This window comes from Crateriforma conspicua, assembly GCF_007752935.1.
GTDB classification, from domain to species: Bacteria; Planctomycetota; Planctomycetia; order Pirellulales; family Pirellulaceae; genus Crateriforma; species Crateriforma conspicua.
This window is the reverse complement of record NZ_CP036319.1, coordinates 2,411,812-2,431,100: the sequence shown is the minus strand read 5'-3', so window position 1 is coordinate 2,431,100 and position 19,289 is coordinate 2,411,812. Positions and strand designations below refer to the sequence as shown.

The following is a 19,289-nucleotide window of genomic DNA, read 5'->3' as shown; positions in this document are numbered from 1 at the left end:
GATGAAGATTCTGTCCTCTCTGTTTACCGTCGCCGTGATGATCGGTGCCGGGTCGACCGCCTGGGCCCAGCCCATCGTCGACAGTTGGCGATACACGTTTGAACAACCTGATGGCGACTGGCAACAACCCGACTACGTCGCCCAAGGTTGGAAAGAAGGCTCCGGCGGCTTTGGCACCGCCGACACGCCGGGTGCGCGCGTCGGCACCCGCTGGGAAACCGATGAAATCTGGTTGCGCAAATCGATTCGATTAAACAAACCGGCCAAAGACATCGCGTTGTATGTCCATCACGACGAAGACGCCCAGATCTATTTGAACGGCGTGTTGGTCGCGGATTTGGACGGTTACGCCCGCCAATACAAGCTGGTCAAAATTCCCGCCGACAAAAAAGACGCGGTCCGAACCGGCACCAACGTCTTGGCCGTGCATTGCAAACAGACCAGCGGCGGTCAATTCATCGACGTCCACTTTGCGCGTCCGGGCCGGCTGCCGGAATTGCCGCAACCGGCCGGCAGCAAACAACCTTTTCAGTCTGACCTGATCACCCGCTGGGGTAAGAAGGTCACGGCCGAAAACGCCTGGACCGAATACCCGCGTCCTCAATTGAAACGGGACGACTGGACGAACCTGAACGGACACTGGGACTATGCCGTCACGTCATTGGATTCCCACGACACGCCCGGCCAGTGGGACGGCAAAATCTTGGTCCCGTTCTGTTTGGAATCCAAACTCGGCGGCGTCCAGCGTTTGCTGGATCCGTCGGAGGCCCTGTGGTATCGACGCACCTTTGACGCCGACGTCGCCGATGGGCATCGACAGATCCTGAACTTCGAAGCCGTCGATTACCACTGCGAAGTCTTCGTCAACTCAGCGTCCGTCGGAACGCACACCGGCGGAAACACGCCGTTCCAGTTCGACATCACCGACGCGGTCAAACAGGGCGCAAATGAGTTGGTCGTGCGTGTCGAAGACGCCACCGAGCAATACCAACTGCGTGGCAAGCAAACCTTCAACGCACGCGGCATTTGGTACACACGCGTTTCGGGCATCTGGCAAACGGTTTGGATGGAACAGGTTCCCAGCGAATCGATCCGCGACATCAAGATCAGCACCGATGCAGATCGCGGCAGCATCACCGTTTCCCCGGAAACGACATCCGGCCAGAACTGTCGCATCGTCGTCCGCGACGGCCAACGCGTCGTTGCCACAGGTGAAACCGCCGACACGATCGAATTGGTGATCGACAACGCCAAGCTGTGGTCGCCCGACCAACCGCACTTGTACGACATCGAAGTCACGCTGAATGACGACTCGGGCAACGCCGTCGACTCCGTCGCTTCCTACGCGGGCATCCGAACGGTCGGCAAAGTCAAAGACGCTGACGGGCACTGGCGATTCACGCTCAACGGCGACGTCTTGTTCCACTGGGGACCGCTGGATCAAGGTTGGTGGCCCGACGGGTTGCTGACGCCGCCGTCGGACGAAGCGATGTTGTTCGACATCGAGTACTTGAAGAATGCCGGATTCAACATGATCCGCAAACACATCAAGGTCGAACCACGACGATATTACTATCACTGTGACCGACTGGGCATGATGATGTGGCAAGACCACGTCAGCGGTGGCCCCCAACCGCCGTGGACGCGATTGCAACCCGATCCCACCGATGCCGTTTGGCCTGATGATCAGCACGATCAATTCATGCTGGAACTGGAACGGATGATCGACACACTGGAAAATCACCCGTCGATCGTTTCCTGGGTTCCGTTCAACGAACGATGGGGCCAGCACCGCACCATGGAAGTGGGGCAATGGACCGTCGATCGAGACCCGTCGCGGTTGATCAACATCGCCAGCGGTGGAAACTTCTGGCCGGTCGGTGACGTCGTCGATCACCATCAATATCCCCATCCTGATTTCCCGTTCGACCTAGGCAAGGGCGGACGCTTTGACGACTTCATCAAAGTCGTCGGCGAATTCGGCGGACACGGTCTGCCGATTCGTGGCCACTTGTGGGACGCCGATCGTCGCAACTGGGGTTACGGCGGGCTGCCACAGAACAAACAGGAATACTTGGAACGTTACTTGACCTCCATTGAAGGCCTGGATCGTCTGCGACGCCAAGGAATTGCGGGCGGCGTTTACACTCAAACGACCGACGTCGAAGGCGAAATCAACGGACTGATGACCTACGATCGCGAAGTCATCAAGATTCCCGCCGATCGCCTGGCCAAAGTCCACAAGATTCTGTTCACGTCGATCGACCAAAAGGCCGCGGATGCGTTTCCCAAAGCGGCATTTCGAGAAGTCCCCACCGATCGCAAGCCGGGTCCAGTCATGGACCCGGAAACGATTCGTGCCGGACTGAAAAGCCATGACCGTGCCTTGTACATCAAGCCCGGTTGGATCCGTGATCCTTATATCACCCTGGGCCCAGACGGTTATTACTATCTGACCGGAACGCAGCCGCGAGAAGACGATCCTCGCGAAGACGAAAATCCTTATAACATCGGTCTGGGCGACCAAAGCATCGTCGGCGATCAAGTCCGTGTGTACCGCAGCCCCGACTTGATCGAGTGGGAATCCTTGGGCGTCGTGTTCGACCTGAGCGACACGCACCGCGAACAGAACGGTCAAAAGATCAAGAAACGTTTGATCTGGGCCCCCGAAGTCCACTGGATGGGCGACCGCTGGGCGTTGGTGCATTGCCCCAAAAGCCATTCCAGCCTGGCCCTCACGACGGGCCCTGAATTGAAAGGGCCCTGGGTGCACCCGATGAACGGGAACATGGGTCCGCGACACGATCCTTCGATCTTCACCGACGACGAGGGTACGCCGTACCTGTTATGGCAAAACACCTTGGTCGCCCCGATGAAAAAGGACTTGTCCGGCTACACCGGCGAACCGGTACGCATCGATCCGGCCGGCAGCCGACCTGGCCCCGATGGAACCCCGATCAGCCGCATCGGTCACGAAGGCGCGACGATGATCAAAGTCGGCGGCAAGTACGTCCATCTGGGAACAGCTTGGTCGACCGATCAAGGTCGCAAGGGATCCTACAACCTTTACTACTGCGTGGCCGACAACATCAACGGTCCCTACGGTCCGCGGAAGTTTGCCGGACGGTTCCTGGGTCACGGTACGCCATTCCAAGACAAAGATGGCAAGTGGTGGAACACGGCATTCTTTAATGCCAATGTCCCCCCCGTGCCTCGCGACGGCATCCAGGATCGCGATCTTGGTGAGAACGCCCAAACCATCAACGAACAAGGCGTCACGATCGTGCCGCTGGATGTTCGCATGCTGGACAACGGCGAAGTCTACATTCGCGCAAAAGACCCCGCCTATGCGACGCCGGGTCCGGACGAAGCCCAAGACTTTGACTTGAGCGAATAAGCCAGTCGATGGCGAACCCTGTCGGGGCATTCGCAAACCAATCGGCCTTTCATCGCCGGCAAGTCCTTCTGGGCTTGCCGGCATTTTTTTTGGCCCCCCGCGTCGCCATCGTGATCCGGCATCGATCACCGCACCGCGTCGGTTGGCATGATGATTGCAAAGACATCCCGACAACAACACACCATGCGTCGCAAAATCGGCCGCGCCGATACTGCATTCACCGGCACATGGCGGTGGACACCACGCGAAAGTCATTGGGATACCCGTCGGCGGCCGATCCCTGGTTCTTGCAATCGATCGACCGTTGTCATTCATCAAGCAAACGTTTCCAACAAGCACTGAAACATGGAACGAACATTACAGGGAAAAACCGCGTTGGTCACTGCTTCGTCCGGCGGTATCGGCCAAGCCATTGCGACCAAATTGGCCATCGAAGGCGCGCGGGTGACCATCAACGGGCGCTCCGAATCCAGCGTGAATCGAGCGATCGACGAAATACGCGGGCAAGCCACCGATGCGGACCTGATTGCCTTGGCCGCCGATCTTTCAACCGCCCAAGGTGTGGCCGAAGCCATCACTGCGCACGAATCGGTCGACATTTTGGTCAACAACTTGGGCATCTTCGAAGCGGTCGACTTTTTCGACATCACCGATGACCAGTGGATGGAGATGTTCGAAGTCAATGTGATCAGTGGCGTTCGATTGACGCGTCACTACCTTAAGAAAATGCTGGACCAAGGCACCGGTCGCGTCATTTTCATTTCCAGTGAATCAGGCGTCACTCCGGCCCCCGAAATGGCCCACTACAGCGTCACGAAAGCCGCCCAACTGTCCCTTTCACGCAGTCTGGCCGAACAAACTCGGGGCACCCAAGTCACCGTTAACACTGTTATGCCGGGATCCACCAAAACCCCGGGTGTCGAAACGTTCGTCAGTAATCTATTTCCCGACGAATCGTTTGAAGATGCCGAAAAGCGATTCATGAAGGAGAACCGGCCGACATCGATCATCGGTCGGCTGATCGAACCGGACGAAATCGCCGCCGCCGTCGCGTTTGTCGCCAGCCCCACCGCGTCGGCCATCAACGGTGCCGCACTGCGTGTGGACGGAGGCATCGTTCCGACAATGGTTTAACACGTCGTCACAACAATCGTTTCCAAGCCAACTTCATCGCAATCAAGTGCACCGGAGAATTACCATGACCCAATCCAACGAATCTCATTCGTCGCTTCCGCATCTGTTTTCGCCGCTGGAACTGGGCGACTTGACGTTACCCAACCGCATCGTGATGGCGCCGCTGACCCGCGCCCGTTCCGGCGAAGATCGCGTGCCCAACGACATGATGGCGACCTACTATTCCCAGCGTGCCTTGGCCGGCCTGATCATTTCCGAAGCCACCGTTGTGTCGCCTCAAGGCATCGGTTGGTCACAAACGCCGGGAATCTATAACGATGCCATGACCGAGGGCTGGCGACGTGTTGTCGATTCGGTCCACGACCACGGCGGACGCATCTTCTTGCAACTGTGGCATACCGGTCGTGCGTCCCACAGCGCGTTTCATGGTGGTGAATTGCCGGTGGCACCTTCGGCGATCGCGATCGAAGGCGATCACAGTCACACGCCCGAAGGCAAGAAGCCATACGAAACGCCGCGTGCACTGGATACCGATGAAATCCCAGGGATCGTCGACGACTATCGCGACGCCGCACGCCGGGCCAAAGAAGCGGGGTTCGACGGCGTCGAAGTCCATTCGGCCAACGGATACTTGCTGGACACGTTTCTGCAGTCCAAAACCAACCATCGCAGCGACCAGTACGGCGGCAGCACCGAAAACCGTTATCGCATGCTAGGCGAAGTCGTCGATGCAGTGACCGAGATCTGGCCCGCAAGTCGCGTCGGCGTTCGCCTGGCGCCCAACGGTTCGTTCAACGACATGGGTTCGCCCGATTACCGCGAACAGTTCACTTATGTAGCCGCGCAGCTGAACACCTACGGTTTGGCTTACCTGCACGTGATGGACGGAACGGGATTCGGATTTCACGAACTGGGCCCCGCGATGACCCTGGCCGATTTTCGACAAGTCTTTTCGGGACCGCTGATGGGCAACGTCGATTACACCGCCGAAAAAGCCGAAACCGCCATCGCGGGCGGCGACGCTGAACTGATCGCATTTGGTCGCCCGTTCATCAGCAACCCCGACTTGGTCCAACGGTTCGCCAACGGATGGCCACTGGCCGATACCGCACCAATGGACGTTTGGTATTCCCACGGCAAAGCGGGCTATACCGATTTCTCGCCCTATCAGCCCGATTCAGCGACCGTCGCCAGTTCTTGAATCTGTCGTCGGTTGACAAAAAGTCTGGCGGAACGTAGCGTTGATCGTCGATTAACGATTTAGAAACCAAATCCTCGGGACCAGCGATGCCGAAAACAACGACCAGCCAGGCGTGTGATCCTGCACCGGTGAAGCTTCCCACCGATCCGACCGACAAAGAATTGGCGGATCTGGCTTGGGCCATCGCTCATCCGGCACGGGTCCAGATCGTGCGTCTGTTGATCGGCCGCGAAGCCTGTGTTTGCGGCGAAATTGTCGATAGCCTGCCCTTGGCCCAGTCGACGGTTTCTCAGCACCTGAAGATTTTGAAACAGTCCGGACTGGTCGAAGGCGAAGTCGACGGCCCGAAGGTCTGTTACTGCATCAACCCACGGATGCTGAAGCGTTTGCGGACGTTGGTGGCTGCACTGTAGCCGTCGCCAACCGCCAATTTTTTTGCAATGCTAAATCGTCCATCGCCGATTAACGTTTACTTCATCTGGCAAAGGAATCCCCATGAGTCGAATCCAGATCTTTGACCGCGCCATGTGCTGCTCGACCGGCGTTTGTGGTCCTCAAGTCGACAGCGTCCTGCCACGCTTCGCCGCCGATTTGGACTGGCTGGCCAAGCAAGGTCATCAAGTCGAACGATACAACCTGGCTCAAGACGCCGGCCAATTCGCGGGCAATGCGACCATTCAGCAAAAGCTGGCTAGCGAAGGCGTGGAATGCTTGCCCGTGGTGATCATCGACGACGTCATCGTCGGACAAGGTGACTATCCCGATCGCGATCAGCTGTTGTCCTGGCTGGGGGAAGCCCCAAGTGGTGAAGTCACCCGCACGGCGAAGCCGACCGGATTGCCGGTCACCGGCGACGATTGTTGCGGCGGATCGGGTTGCTGCTGACACACCACGGCCACGAACGGCAACGCAGCGTTGCCGTCTTTTGACATCTTTTGCCACCCACCTTCGAAGCGACTTGTTCCATGTTCGAATTGATTCAAAACGCGACTCGCCATCTGTTCTTCACCGGCAAAGGCGGCGTCGGCAAGACGTCGATGGCCTGTGCGACCGCCGTCCAGTTGGCACAGTCCGGAAAGCGGGTCTTGTTGGTGTCGACCGATCCGGCATCCAACTTGGACGAAGTGCTGGGTTGTCGTCTGGGTCATACACCGACACCGGTCGACGGCGTCGATGGACTGGACGGGATCAACATTGATCCACAGATCGCAGCCGCGGAATATCGCGAACGAATGGTCCAGCCGTATCGTGGTGTGTTGCCCGACGCGGCCGTGCGAAGCATGGAAGAACAGTTTTCGGGTTCTTGCACGGTGGAGATCGCGGCGTTCGATGAGTTCGCGAAACTGTTGGGTGACGACACCGCGACGTCCGATTACGACCACGTTGTCTTTGACACCGCGCCGACGGGTCACACGCTGCGATTGTTGACGTTGCCGTCGGCTTGGTCCGGGTTCATGGAATCCAGCACCACCGGGGCGTCATGCTTGGGACCACTGGCCGGACTGCAGGCCCAACAAGCGATCTACAAAAAGACGGTTGCCGCACTGGGCAATGGCGACCAAACGACGCTGGTCTTGGTCACACGCCCGGAAACATCGGCGTTTGCCGAAGCGGCCCGCAGCAGCGACGAACTGCGTCAGTTGGGTGTGTTGAACCAACGTCTGATCGTCAACGGTGTCTTCACCGCGTCGGACGAAGGCGACCGAGTGGCCGCGGCCATGCAGAAACGTGGCGATCACGCACTGGAACAGATCCCATCCAACCTGGCCGAACTTCCACGTTTGTCCGTCGCCCTTTCGCCGTCGGGCGTGATGGGTATCGATCGCCTGCGGCAAGTCGGACGGGCCGACCATGAAGACTCCGGTGCAAACACCGGTTCCCCGTTGAACGTGTCGCCTTCATCCACTGAATTGCCCGGCGATTTGTCCGATCTTGTTGACGGGATCGCCGCCAAAGGACGCGGCGTGGTCTTGGCGATGGGGAAAGGCGGTGTTGGCAAAACCACCGTCGCCAGTGCCGTCGCCGTCGCGCTGGCACGTCGCGGCTTTGACGTTCATCTGTCGACCACCGATCCGGCCGCGCACGTCGCGGCGACCTTGGCTAGCGAATCACTGGAACGCTTGACCGTTGATCGCATCGATCCGGCGGCGGAGGTCGAAGCGTATCGCCACGAAGTTTTGGCGACCGCGGGCGAAAACTTGGATGCAAATGGCCGCGCTCTTTTGGAAGAAGATCTGCGGTCCCCCTGTACGGAAGAAATCGCCGTCTTCCGAGCGTTTGCCCAATCAGTCGCCGCGGGCACCGATCGCTTTGTCGTGTTGGACACCGCACCGACCGGCCACACCATCCTGTTGCTCGATTCGGCGATGGCCTATCACCGCGAAGTCAGCCGCCAGGGCAGCGAAGTTCCCGAATCGGTGCAGCAGTTGTTGCCGCGATTGCGGGATCCCGATTTCACACAAGTCTTGATCGTCACATTGCCCGAAGCAACGCCGGTCCACGAAGCGGCAAAGTTGCAGGAAGACTTGGTTCGCGCCGAAATCCAACCGACCGCTTGGGTCATCAACCAAAGCATCGCTCCCCTGGAAACGACCGATCCGGCGTTGCAACGCCGCCAGTCACACGAGCAGGCCTATATCGATGAAGTGAAAACTTTGTCCGGCGGTTCAGCGGCGCTGGTCCCTTGGCAATTACAACCGCCCACCGGTGTCGATGCCCTTTCAAAACTTGGGCAGCGTCATCACGCCCCGCTGGAATCACGATCCTGATCGCGTTTTCTCCGTCCAACCACTTCTTATTTTCGTACCCCCGAAACCGACAACAACGATGACCAAAAAGAACGTCCTTTTCTTGTGCACCGGAAATTCGTGTCGCAGCCAGATGGCCGAAGGCTGGGCGCGGCACTTTCACGGTGATGCCATCCAACCCTATTCCGCCGGGATCGAAGCCCACGGGATGAACCCCAACGCGATGGCGGTGATGAAGGAAGCCGGTGTTGACATCAGCGGCCAGTCATCCAAGTTGGCCGACACCGTGAAAGACGTCCCGCTGGACTTGGTGATCACCGTCTGCGGACACGCCGACGAAAACTGTCCGATGTTTTTGACCAAGGCAAAGACGGTTCACGTCGGCTTCGATGACCCGCCCAAGTTGGCCAAGGATGCCAAGACCGAAGAAGAAGCACTGGATGCCTATCGTCGGGTCCGTGACGAGATCCGTGACTTCATTCAGAATCAGTTGCCCGAAAAGCTTCGCGAAGTCTAAACGAACGTCGCCACCGACGTCGATTCAGCTGTCGCCGCGCAATCGCGCGTCGACCGACGATTGGTGGTCCGATTCGCTGCCGCCGCTGCGGGTATTCAATGTCTTTTTCCAAGACACCGACAACGCGTCGCACGCGGCCAGACGCAAATCCAACGCCGCATCCCGCGGCTTGGCGAACATGACATCGTTGGCAAACGCGACGGTGAAATCGGGGTAATCACGGCGAGTCAAATGCATGCTTTGGCCGGGCCGAATGGTTCCGGTCGACAAAACGCGAAAGTACCAACCGGTTCGACGTGTTTGTTGGACCCGCACGGCCAGTTTGGGCAAACGCCAGCGTCGGGACAGTTTCCAACAAGGTTGTCGGGGCTGGCTGACTTGCAACACACAGTCGCCGATTTCGAAAACGTCTCCGATGCAAACCTTGGTTTCGTCCGCCTCGGCGATCGTCAAGTTTTCACCGAACGTTCCATCGCCCCAATGGACGTCGGGAAACTCTTGTTTCCAGAATGGGAAGTGGACCGCCGGATAGGCCAGCACCGCTTTGTCGACACCGCCGTGGTGCACCAGGTCGGCTTGCCCGTCCCCGTCCAAGTTTTCGCGGCCCACCCGGATCGGGCCGTCGACCCGATCTTTGATGATGCCGGACGTCCAAGGTTTGCCGGGATCATCGCCCGCGTCCATCGCCCGAGGACGACCGACGTGGATGGAAACGATGGGGAATGCCGTATCCGTCGCGGTGGTCACGATGGCTTCCTCGGTGGGTCTTGGACGAACGGTGCGATTCTATTTTAAATCCGACAGGTCGGCGCCGTGATTGATGTGAAACGGTTGGCCGTCGATGACCAATGCCGGCACCGACCGAACACCCGCCGCTTCGGCTTCACCCAGTCGATCCTTTTGAATCCCCAGGTGAACCTTTTCGACATCGTCTCGCAAGGCATCGGCGACGGTCTGTTCGGCGGCCACACAAACAGGACAACCGGCATGAAAGAAAACAACGTTGGACATCGTGGTGGGTTCCTTTTCGTCAGAAACACTTTTGGAAAAACGGGGACAGAATGCCGACCGCCGAGTCAGTCGCGGTGGTCGACTGAAAGAAAAATACGCGCAGCGTTTCCATTCGTCCAATACGAAATTACAAAGCCATTCATAGGCACAGGCTATCACTGAAAGCACTGGATTTTCGGGTGTTTTTGGTTTGTCCGCCGTTTCACTGCCGATGCCCCATCGGTCGGGGATGCGTCGCTGCGAACCGCCCTCGGAACCGAAATTGGCACGCTCGATGCATCGATCTGAAATCGAAATGGTTGACTGTCAAATTGACCTGTCCCCTCGCAAAAGCGCTCGACGCAAGTGCCGCGACCACCGCGGCGTCGCGGGTGCTCCGGTGCAACAAAGCGTTCGCACCGACGTGGGGACCGGTGATTTGTCAGAGGGTTTGTGTTGGCTTTTAAATCTGGAGATCAATGACGATGAACAATGGCATGACTCGACGCCCCGGCTTAACGGTCCCCGATTCGCTTGCTTCGGCGTCACGCGATTTGAATGAGCTGTTTGACCGCCTGTTCGACGCTCCGCTGCGTGTCAGCGGATCGCAGGCTTGGTTTGCTCCGACATCGGTTTGGGAAGACGACGGACACTTCACCGTCGAAATGGACCTACCCGGCATCGCACCGGATGATTTGGACGTGACGGTCGATGACGGCAAGTTGACCGTGACGGCCAAGCGGGCCGATGCGGAAGACCGCAAGTACCTGCACCAAGAACGCCGGTTCGGCGAACTGACCCGCAGCATCACGCTGCCCGAATCGGTCGACCCGGAATCGATCGAGGCCGAATACGCACACGGTGTGCTGCGTGTGACCCTGACCAAGCGTCCGGAAGTCCAGCCGCGGAAGATCGACATCAAAGTCGGCTGATCCGCCAAAGTAGCAAACGTTCACCGGGGCCGCTGCGAGATTGACTTTCGCCGCGGCCCCGCGTTCGTTGGGGTTCGACCGAGTTACAGCGATGCCGATGGGATGCTCAGTCGCCCCGCGATTCGTCGAGGGGCGCGATCGTGGCGATCCCAAGGCGGATCCGACCGCCATTGTTTGCGTTGGAAGGAGAATATCGGATAAAACGGTAAAGACGGCAAAACATTCCGGCCCCGCCGTGCGTCAGAATCGAAGACGCGCTGGAGAAACCGTTTTGCCGGTGGCGGCGGCTCTTCTGAGCTACCGTTTCTTGTTGATCCCGTCCTGGGCGGACGAAACCGATCGGAATGAGACGAAGTTTTGGAATCTTCGGATGATCCGGCCTGCCCGCCTTCGTCACGCCAACGTCGGTCCGATGGACGAGCCGACGGAATAAAATTTCTTTGCCAGAGTGAATGCCATGACCCGATTGTGGGACCGTGCCCGATGGGTAGCCGCTAGCGCCATTTGCGGAATGTTGATGTCCGCACCGGCCTCGGCCGCCAGCCTGCCCCCGTTTGATAAGGTTTCGGAAGACTACACCGAGATCAAAGTCTCCGATCAAACGGCCAGCAAAGGCTTGTTCCGTTTGTGGAAGCGGGAAAAGGACGCTCAGTTGCTGGGCGAATTGCCCAAGAACTTCAGCACCAAGCGGTACTTCATCGCATTGACCGTCAGCAGTGGGGATCGATATGCGGGACTACAGGCCGGCGAATGGGTCGTCCAGTGGCGTCGTTACGATGACCGGCTGGCACTGATCGCCCCGAATCTGGACATCAAAGCGTCGGGCGAACCGGAAGCCAAATCGTCGGTCAAACGACTGTTCACCGACCGAGTCTTGCTGGACATTCCGATCGTCGCGATCGGCCCCAGCGGTGGTCCGGTGATCGACTTGGACAATCTGTTGGTCGGCAGCGCGTCGACGTTCTTCGGATCGTCGGTTCGGCAATCGTCACGGTCACGCATCAAGTCGTTGGAAAAGGCGAAGGTCTTTCCCGAAAACGTCGAGATCGCTTTTGAGATCGTCGGTGCCAACAGCCGCCTGCAAACGATCCACTATTCGTTCAGCGAAGTCCCCTCGGCATCGTCGGGCTTCCGTCCCCGCAAGGCGGACGAACGAGTGGGTTACTTCACAACATCGTTCACCGACCTGGGCAAATACGAGGACGATGAAACCGTCATTCGCTTCATCAATCGCTGGCGTCTACAAAAGCGGGATCCGAAGCTGAAGCTCAGCCCGCCCAAAGAACCGATCCGCTTTTACGTCGAACACACCGCCCCGGTGCGTTATCGCCGCTGGATCAAAGCCGGCGTGGATTATTGGAACAAGGCGTTTGAAAAGGTCGGTATCGTCGATGCGATCGTGATCGAATACCAGGACGCCGAAAGCAAGGTCCACATGGAAAAGGACCCCGAGGACGTTCGATACAACTTCATTCGCTGGCTGAACAACGACGTCGGGACGGCCATCGGCCCGAGCCGCGTGCATCCCGAAACGGGTGAAATTCTGGACGCCGATATCATCCTGACCGACGGCTGGATCCGCCACTTCAATTTCAATTATCACGAATTGATGCCCAAGCTGGCGATGGAAGGCATGACGGCGGAAACGCTGGCATGGCTGGGACGTCACCCGAATTGGGATCCGCGTGTCCGCTTGGCCGCTCCCGAAAACGCCAACCACTTGCGTGCCAAGTACGCTCGCCAAGCACAACAGCCGATGGCCGGGTTCAAGATGGCACAGGCCGACCCCAGCCTGTTGGGCGACGATGAATTTGATGGGCTGTACGGCCAGATCAGTCAAAAGAACGGTCTGTGCATGGCCGCCAGCAGCCGCAGCCTGGACCTGGCACTGGCCCGCATGGACTGGGCGTTGACCTTGATGGCGGACGAAGAAGCCGAAAAGGAAAAAGAGAAGAAGGAAAAGGAAGCCGCGGAGTCGGATAAGAAGAAACAGGACGACGACAAAGAAAAGGATGGCGACGAGAAGGACGACGACGAATCGTCTGATGACGAAGACGAAGATGCCGACAAGGATGACGAAGCGGTCGCCAAGAGTGACGATGACGACGCGAAGTCCAAGAAGGCGGATCCCGGTGAATTGCTGGACGGCATGCCGGAGTGGTTCGTCGGACCGTTGCTGGCCGACTTGGTCGCCCACGAGGTCGGACACACGTTGGGCCTGCGTCACAACTTCAAAGCCAGTTCACTGTTGACGCTGGACGAAATCAACAGCAAAGACGTCAAAGGCAAACGCACCTTCGCCAGTTCGGTGATGGATTACGCGCCGATCAACTATCGCTACGAAGCCGGCGAAACGCAGGGCGATTACGCGATGATCGACATCGGCCCCTATGATTTCTGGGCTATCGAATACGGCTACACCTTTGAAGAAAAGGACTTGCCGGAAATCCTGAAACGCTGCGTCGAACCGGAACTGCAATACGCAACCGACGAAGACACCAGCGGACCGGATCCGTACGCCCGGCGATATGATTTTGCCAAGGATCCGCTGTCGTATTGTCAGGAACAGATGAAGCTGGTGAATCTGTATCGCGGTCGCCTTCTGGATTCGTTCGTCAAAGACGGCGACAGTTGGGCCAAGGCGCGACGCGGCTATGAATTGACACTGTCATTGCAATCCCGAACGGTCAGCATGATGGCCAACTGGATCGGCGGTGCGTTCGTCAATCGCGACAAGAAGGGTGACCCCGGTGACCGGCCTCCGGTCCAAGTGGTGCCTGCCAAGGACCAGCGTGAAGCGTTGGAATACGTGATCGAAACCACGTTCCGTGACGAAGCTTTCGGCCTGGAACCCAAACTGCTGGAACGCATGGGCGTGGACAAATGGCTGGGCGGCGGATCGCGTTCGGCTCTGTCCGACGAAGCGACTTGGCCGATCCATGATCGCGTGCTTGGAATGCAAGCGTCGGCGCTGACGATGTTGATGAATCCGACCACGCTGCGTCGTGTGTATGACAACGAATTACGTCTTCCGCCGGAAGAAGACGCGTTGACGTTGCCCGAATTGCTGGACCGTATCAGCAATGCGGTGTGGACCGAGTTGGGCGAAGAATGCCCCGAAGACCGAGATGATCGCAATCCGATGATCAGTTCGCTGCGACGCAACTTGCAACGCGAACACCTGCAACGCTTGATCGATTTGATCCTGGACAGCAGCGATGACGTGGCGGCACAAATGCCGATCAGCAATCTGTCCCGCATGCAACTTCGGAACCTGAGCAATCGCATCAAGGTGACGATGGACAAGTGTGCCGGAAAGATCGACGCTTATACGATGGCCCACCTGACGGAATCCAAGGAACGGATCGATCGTGCTTTGGACGCGGGTTACACCTACAACGGTGGCTCCCAACAGCAGATGCCGATCATGATGATGTTGATGGGCCAACAAGGTCAGCCGGTCCAACCCGGCCAGCAACCCGCGACGACGCCGTAGCGTTTCGCAACATGACGATTGTTCCTGAACGGGGAACACGATTCAGGCTTGGTGTCGCGACCAAGCCTGTTTCTTTGCGCCCATGGTGCAGGGCAGGCGACGGTTCGAACCGGGCTACCAATGCCACCAAAGTTGATTTCGCATTTTCCTCTGTGAGAGACCTCGCAGCCTGGGCAGATGACTCTCACGGAGGCACCAAGGCACGGAGGGGTGTAAGTGGTTGAGAGGGGTTGTTCGAATCAGGCCACCGACGCGATGGAATCGTTGACCTTCGCCGCACTCCTTCTTCATCTTCGACTCCGTGTCTTCGTGCCTCTGTGAGAGACCTCGCAACCTGGGCGGATGGCTCTCACGGAGGCACCAAGGCACGGAGGGGTGTGAGTGGTTGAGAGGGGTTGTTCGAATCAGACCACCGAAGCGATGGAATCGTTGACCTTCACCACGATCCCCACCGCCTTCTTCTTCATCTTCTACTCCGTGTCTTCGTGCCTCTGTGAGAGACCTCGCAACCTGGGCGGATGGCTCTCACGGAGGCACCAAGGCACGGAGGAGTGTGAATGCTTGGGAGGCGACTGTTTGTTTTCGCAATCTTTCGGCGGAGCGAAAGGCGACGATTTAGTCCAGCAACTCGTGTAGATGGATCAACGACTTGCCCAGGCGTCCGCCATAGTTGCCGGCGGTGATGCGTATCAATCCGTCCGTGTCTGCGGCGGCATGAATCGCTGCACGCGTCGCGTCTTTCAATGAGTCCAGATCACGACCGTTGATGATGATTTCCATGATGCTGCCCACACCTTCGGGCACCTTGGATTCGGCCCCCAGCTTCTCTTTCAGCGTCGGACAAAATTCGGCGTAAGTCGATGCAATCGTGAAATCATAGCTGCTGCCGGCTTTGGACCCGCTGGCGGCAACACCGCCGGGAAATGTGGTGATGACATTGGGCACCGCATCGGCTGCTTGAGCAGCTTTTTCGGCAGCCGCCAATGCGATGTCTTCATCGGGACCAAAGAACCACAGATTGCCGCCCATCACGCCGTCGCGAAAACCAAACCGGCGAGTCAAATAAAACTCACCGCCCAAAATCGGGATGACCCAACCTTTGGTTCCATAACGTTGGTCGCGGAACTGATGCCGGTCACCGAAGAACGCGACTTTGCGTCCCAACTTGAAATAGTCTTCGGTATCCAGTCGATTGAAACACCGGGCGGTCGGACACGTCAGCACGTTTTGGCTGATCCGCGCCAGCATCACTTTTTCCAAATGCTCACGTCGGTCTTTGCGAAACCGTGGCACGTGAAATTGCACGACACCGCCGATCCGACCGTCGGGGGTCTGTTCGCTGGAAACGATTTGGGCCACACCGGCTTCGCAATCACACAAGATCGTGCTGCTGGCGTGACCGGTGACGGCATTCAACGCGTGCCGCAACCATTTCTCGTCGCGCGCGGTGATCAGGATTTCGCCATAGATACTGCGAAACCCTTCGGCATAAGTGTCTTCGACCAGTTGCTTCAGATCAGCCATTGCGTCCCCGCCCTTCGATCACGCGGTCTTCGGTGATGACCTTGTCCATGTAGATGTCGTGATCCTGCATCGGAATTTCGTCGAACATTTGACACTCAAACGCCAGTGCGACCAGCGGCGTATCGGCTCGCGCGTTTTCCAGCAACTTGTCGTAATAGCCTTTGCCGTGGCCGGTGCGTCCGCCACGGTCATCGAATCCGACGCCGGGCACCAGGATCAAATCTAATTCGCTGACATCAACGCGTTTCTCGGCGACGTGCCGCAGCGACTCGGCCGGTTCCAGGATCTTGTACATCCCCAGTTCCAGTTCCTCCATCGATTCCAGGTGGAACAATTCCAATTCACCGTCGACACAGAACGGGATGACGGTTTTCTTGTCGCTGGCAATCGCATCGGGCAACGCGTGACGCGTACGGGCTTCGTCGCGGACATCGACGTACCACATCACGCATTTGGCTTGCCGGTATTCGGGCAGCTGCAAAATGCGGTCAGTGATCTGGCGGCTGATGGTGTCCTTGTCTTCCTGGGCTTTGCGAGCCGCGTGGGCCGCCTTGCGAATTTCGGTCTTGCGGGCGGCCAGATCTTCGGTGGGACTCACGCTGGAGGACTCCTGCAATGGGAATGGGGGCGAAGCGGTAGAAACCGTCCGCAGTTGAATGGCCGCGGCACGCTTTGTGAAGCCGATTGGACGGGATCAGTCGCCCAAATGCAAAACGATCATTTTGGTTTCCGTCATTTCGGCGATCGTATAACGTGGGCCCTCTTTGCCGATTCCACTGTTTTTCACGCCTCCGTAAGGCATCAAGTCGGATCGCCACATCGGCCCACCGTTGATGTGAATGTTGCCGCTGTCGACGTTGCGGGCGAAACGCATCGCCGCGTCCAGGTCGCGGGTAAACACGGCGGCGGACAAACCGAACGACGTGTCATTGGCCGCCGCGATCGCGGTGTCGACATCGGCGACCGCTTGGACGGCGACCGCGGGGCCGAACAATTCATCACGGACGATTTTCATCGTCGAATTCGCGTCCGTGATCACCGCCGGCCGGACAAACGCGCCGTCTTGTTCGCCGCCGGTCGCAACGTGAGCACCGGCGGCGGTTGCTTCGTCCAGCCAAGCCCTCACTCGATCGGCTTCGCTGCGCCGAATCAGCGGGCCCATGTCGGTGTGTTCGTCCAGCGGATCGCCCAGACGGATCGCTTCGACCGCGGGCAACAACCGCTGCAGAAAATCATCGTGCACCGATCGATCGACGATCAAACGCTGGGCCGAAATACAGACCTGGCCTGCGTTGGCGAACCCCGACGCGACCGTGGCGGCGACGGCCGCGTCCAAGTCGGCGTCGGGCAATACGACCAGCGGGCTGTTGCTGCCCAGTTCCATCGTCACGCGTTTCAAACCGGCGGAACGACAGATTGCTTCGCCGACAACTTGGCTGCCCGTGAAGCTGATTTTTCGGATCCGGTCATCGCCACAGATGGCTTTGCCCAGAACGCCACCACCACCGGTCAAACAAGCGATCGCCGAAGCGGGCAAACCACTGTCGATCAAAATGCCGACCAGCTTCAGCGATGACAGCGGCGTGTCGCTGGCGGGCTTGATCAATACCGCGTTGCCGGCGGCGATGGCCGGACCGACTTTGTGACAGACCAGGTTCAGCGGAAAGTTGAACGGCGTGATCGCGGCAACGACGCCACAGGGAACACGCAGGGTGAATCCCAGTTTGTGTTCGCCACCGGCGGCCGCGTCCAGCGGCAACACTTCGCCGTTGATTCGTTTGGCTTCTTCGCCGCTAAGCCGCATCACCTCGGCCACACGCGCGACTTCGCCACGAGCCTCGCGGATCGTCTTACCACATTCGCTGCTGATCGTTCGGGCCAGCGAATCGGACTGTTCGCCAATCGCTTGGGACGCTCGCAACAGAATCGCCGCCCGCTGGTGAGCGGGCATGCGGGCCATCACGGGGCGGCCGACTCGATCCAGGTGATCGATTGCAGCGTCGACATCACTCACGTCCGCGGCGGGTACCCGGTCGACCACATCACCGGTCGCCGGGTTGGTGACGTCAAAGGATTCGCGTTTGGATTGCCAGGATCCACTGTGAAAGAAATCCATCGGCGAAAGCCCCGCAAAGCTGTGACAGAATCAGACGTCCGCCGCAGCCTCCATTGATTGCTTGGCACGTTGGCGGCGACGGCGATAACAAGCACCGCCACCGATCATAGCAAGTGCAAACCACGTCGACGGTTCGGGGACGGCGCTGGCATTCAAGTACCCAATGTCACGCAACAAAGCCACATCCAAATCGGTCAAGTATTTGCGTGTTCCGGTCGTCAATGTCGGATCCATGACGACTTCCTGAGCCATGCCATCGGTGATCCGAGTGCTCATCAATCCCGCCGCGAAGTGAGCACCACCGCCGTCGATGATGCCGGTACCCGTTCCATTCAAATCGATCACTTCGCTGCCCAGCCAATCGGTGCCGCTGACCAAGTCGTCCCAAGTCTCTGATCCACCAAAACCGATCGAGTGCAGCATTTCGTGAAGCGCGACGGAATAAAAATCGTCTTTGCCTGCCGCGACACTGGTCGTGTGATCAAAGTGCCAGTTCGCATTCAGAACCGCGGCACTATCGGTGGCACCGTCATTATTGGTGTCTTGGTCGAACCAAAGGTTGCCGAGAGCCGGCCCCATCTCGAAAGAGAAAGAGTTTCCGCTGACATTCCCAGACAGCGTCCCAATCACTGGCCCTTCGTTTCGACGGTGCTGGTAGCTTGCCTGAGCGTCGGCGATGGCGGCGGAGATCGGCCCAGACCCGGAAACCCCGCCAATTGCAATTCCTGACCCTCCCGATCCGCCTTGGCCCAAAGTACTGCCCGTTAAGTTCCGCATGCCGACGTAGATGCGAATTTCGTTCGCCGGCGTCGTGGTGTCGTTGACGGTGACAGACGCACCAGTCGCCGGATTGGTGTACTGATATCGGAAGTCAAAATTTAACACGGTTCCGCCACCACCATTGCCGGTGACGGTGTCATCCGTAATTGCGTCCAAATTCAAATTCAACACGGCATTGATATCGGATGCTGCAGCTTCCAACGCTGCCTTGGCCGTCGCATTGCTACTAAAGAACCCGGTGTCGTGCGTGTAATCCAGAACGATTTCCGCCGACGCCGGCGTGCCGAACAAGATGGCTGCTAGCACTGCGAAGAGCGCAGCAGACGCCCGGTAGAAACGGTGCATGATCAGAGACTCCGCCAGAAAGAAAAGCCGACAAGTGAACAAGGTGGCAGCCCCATGAGACGCCAAGCTAACCGGGCGCGACGCGCCGGTCTGCTACTAGACGATACCCC

15 protein-coding genes are annotated in these 19,289 nt (G+C 58.4%); 9 read left to right on the top strand and 6 right to left on the bottom strand.

What is annotated here, in order from left to right; translation table 11 throughout:
- Position 1 precedes the first annotated feature (1 nt).
- The 7 genes from Mal65_RS09400 to Mal65_RS09370 all read left to right on the top strand — a co-directional run bounded on the left by Mal65_RS09400 (position 2) and on the right by Mal65_RS09370 (position 8,996).
- Complete coding sequence (locus Mal65_RS09400) at positions 2-3,397, top strand: family 43 glycosylhydrolase (protein ID WP_145296443.1); 3,396 nt, start codon at positions 2-4, stop codon at positions 3,395-3,397.
- A gap of 345 nt (positions 3,398-3,742) precedes the next feature.
- Entirely contained in the window at positions 3,743-4,531 is a 789-nt protein-coding gene (locus Mal65_RS09395; RefSeq protein ID WP_145296440.1) for an SDR family NAD(P)-dependent oxidoreductase, read from the top strand.
- A gap of 64 nt (positions 4,532-4,595) precedes the next feature.
- Positions 4,596-5,732: an alkene reductase gene (locus tag Mal65_RS09390; RefSeq protein WP_145296437.1), complete on the top strand. Its 1,137-nt coding sequence runs from the start codon at positions 4,596-4,598 to the stop codon at positions 5,730-5,732.
- A gap of 86 nt (positions 5,733-5,818) precedes the next feature.
- Positions 5,819-6,145: an ArsR/SmtB family transcription factor gene (locus Mal65_RS09385; protein ID WP_145296434.1), complete on the top strand. Its 327-nt coding sequence runs from the start codon at positions 5,819-5,821 to the stop codon at positions 6,143-6,145.
- Positions 6,146-6,227: 82 nt separating this feature from the next.
- Positions 6,228-6,617, top strand: coding sequence for an arsenite efflux transporter metallochaperone ArsD (gene arsD, locus Mal65_RS09380; protein WP_145296431.1), 390 nt, complete (start codon positions 6,228-6,230; stop codon positions 6,615-6,617).
- An 80-nt stretch (positions 6,618-6,697) separates the two neighbouring features.
- Positions 6,698-8,500 (top strand): arsenical pump-driving ATPase, encoded by a 1,803-nt coding sequence (gene arsA, locus Mal65_RS09375; protein WP_145296428.1) that lies wholly within the window; start codon positions 6,698-6,700, stop codon positions 8,498-8,500.
- Positions 8,501-8,558: 58 nt separating this feature from the next.
- Positions 8,559-8,996, top strand: a complete 438-nt coding sequence (locus tag Mal65_RS09370; RefSeq protein WP_145296425.1) for an arsenate reductase ArsC — start codon at positions 8,559-8,561, stop codon at positions 8,994-8,996.
- Positions 8,997-9,020: 24 nt separating this feature from the next.
- Here Mal65_RS09370 and Mal65_RS09365 read toward each other — a convergent pair whose 3' ends face one another.
- Positions 9,021-9,743, bottom strand: coding sequence for an MOSC domain-containing protein (locus tag Mal65_RS09365; protein ID WP_196784713.1), 723 nt, complete (start codon positions 9,741-9,743; stop codon positions 9,021-9,023).
- A 39-nt stretch (positions 9,744-9,782) separates the two neighbouring features.
- Positions 9,783-10,007: a thioredoxin family protein gene (locus Mal65_RS09360; RefSeq protein ID WP_145296422.1), complete on the bottom strand. Its 225-nt coding sequence runs from the start codon at positions 10,005-10,007 to the stop codon at positions 9,783-9,785.
- A 476-nt stretch (positions 10,008-10,483) separates the two neighbouring features.
- Here Mal65_RS09360 and Mal65_RS09355 point away from each other — a divergent pair, with 476 nt between their 5' ends.
- Both Mal65_RS09355 and Mal65_RS09350 read left to right on the top strand, forming a co-directional pair.
- Positions 10,484-10,918, top strand: coding sequence for an Hsp20/alpha crystallin family protein (locus Mal65_RS09355; protein WP_231131331.1), 435 nt, complete (start codon positions 10,484-10,486; stop codon positions 10,916-10,918).
- Between the two features lie 517 nt (positions 10,919-11,435).
- Positions 11,436-14,414 (top strand): zinc-dependent metalloprotease, encoded by a 2,979-nt coding sequence (locus tag Mal65_RS09350; RefSeq protein ID WP_196784712.1) that lies wholly within the window; start codon positions 11,436-11,438, stop codon positions 14,412-14,414.
- A gap of 615 nt (positions 14,415-15,029) precedes the next feature.
- On the opposite strand, the gene fhcD is transcribed toward Mal65_RS09350, so the two are convergent.
- The 4 genes from fhcD to Mal65_RS09330 all read right to left on the bottom strand — a co-directional run bounded on the left by fhcD (position 15,030) and on the right by Mal65_RS09330 (position 19,179).
- Positions 15,030-15,938 carry a formylmethanofuran--tetrahydromethanopterin N-formyltransferase gene (fhcD, locus tag Mal65_RS09345; protein ID WP_145296413.1) on the bottom strand — a complete coding sequence of 303 codons (909 nt, stop codon included), beginning with the start codon at positions 15,936-15,938 and terminating at the stop codon, positions 15,030-15,032.
- Entirely contained in the window at positions 15,931-16,536 is a 606-nt protein-coding gene (locus Mal65_RS09340) for a 5-formyltetrahydrofolate cyclo-ligase (RefSeq protein WP_145296410.1), read from the bottom strand. Before Mal65_RS09340 ends, fhcD begins: the two co-directional genes overlap by 8 nt.
- A gap of 96 nt (positions 16,537-16,632) precedes the next feature.
- Positions 16,633-18,054: an aldehyde dehydrogenase family protein gene (locus Mal65_RS09335; RefSeq protein ID WP_145296407.1), complete on the bottom strand. Its 1,422-nt coding sequence runs from the start codon at positions 18,052-18,054 to the stop codon at positions 16,633-16,635.
- 30 nt (positions 18,055-18,084) lie between these two features.
- A complete protein-coding gene (locus tag Mal65_RS09330; protein ID WP_145296405.1) occupies positions 18,085-19,179 on the bottom strand; it encodes a PEP-CTERM sorting domain-containing protein in 1,095 nt (364 codons plus the stop codon).
- Between the last annotated feature and the right edge of the window lie 110 nt (positions 19,180-19,289).

Bases quoted from the DNA above. Each gene is read 5' to 3' on its own strand.
- Mal65_RS09360 (WP_145296422.1), bottom strand. From the start codon at position 10,007: ATGTCCAACGTTGTTTTCTTTCATGCCGGTTGTCCTGTTTGTGTGGCC.
- Mal65_RS09355 (WP_231131331.1), top strand. From the start codon at position 10,484: ATGACTCGACGCCCCGGCTTAACGGTCCCCGATTCGCTTGCTTCGGCG.
- Mal65_RS09400 (WP_145296443.1), top strand. From the start codon at position 2: ATGAAGATTCTGTCCTCTCTGTTTACCGTCGCCGTGATGATCGGTGCC.
- Mal65_RS09390 (WP_145296437.1), top strand. From the start codon at position 4,596: ATGACCCAATCCAACGAATCTCATTCGTCGCTTCCGCATCTGTTTTCG.
- Mal65_RS09395 (WP_145296440.1), top strand. From the start codon at position 3,743: ATGGAACGAACATTACAGGGAAAAACCGCGTTGGTCACTGCTTCGTCC.
- Mal65_RS09385 (WP_145296434.1), top strand. From the start codon at position 5,819: ATGCCGAAAACAACGACCAGCCAGGCGTGTGATCCTGCACCGGTGAAG.
- Mal65_RS09335 (WP_145296407.1), bottom strand. From the start codon at position 18,054: ATGGATTTCTTTCACAGTGGATCCTGGCAATCCAAACGCGAATCCTTT.
- fhcD (WP_145296413.1), bottom strand. From the start codon at position 15,938: ATGGCTGATCTGAAGCAACTGGTCGAAGACACTTATGCCGAAGGGTTT.
- Mal65_RS09330 (WP_145296405.1), bottom strand. From the start codon at position 19,179: ATGCACCGTTTCTACCGGGCGTCTGCTGCGCTCTTCGCAGTGCTAGCA.
- arsD (WP_145296431.1), top strand. From the start codon at position 6,228: ATGAGTCGAATCCAGATCTTTGACCGCGCCATGTGCTGCTCGACCGGC.
- Mal65_RS09350 (WP_196784712.1), top strand. From the start codon at position 11,436: ATGTCCGCACCGGCCTCGGCCGCCAGCCTGCCCCCGTTTGATAAGGTT.
- arsA (WP_145296428.1), top strand. From the start codon at position 6,698: ATGTTCGAATTGATTCAAAACGCGACTCGCCATCTGTTCTTCACCGGC.
- Mal65_RS09370 (WP_145296425.1), top strand. From the start codon at position 8,559: ATGACCAAAAAGAACGTCCTTTTCTTGTGCACCGGAAATTCGTGTCGC.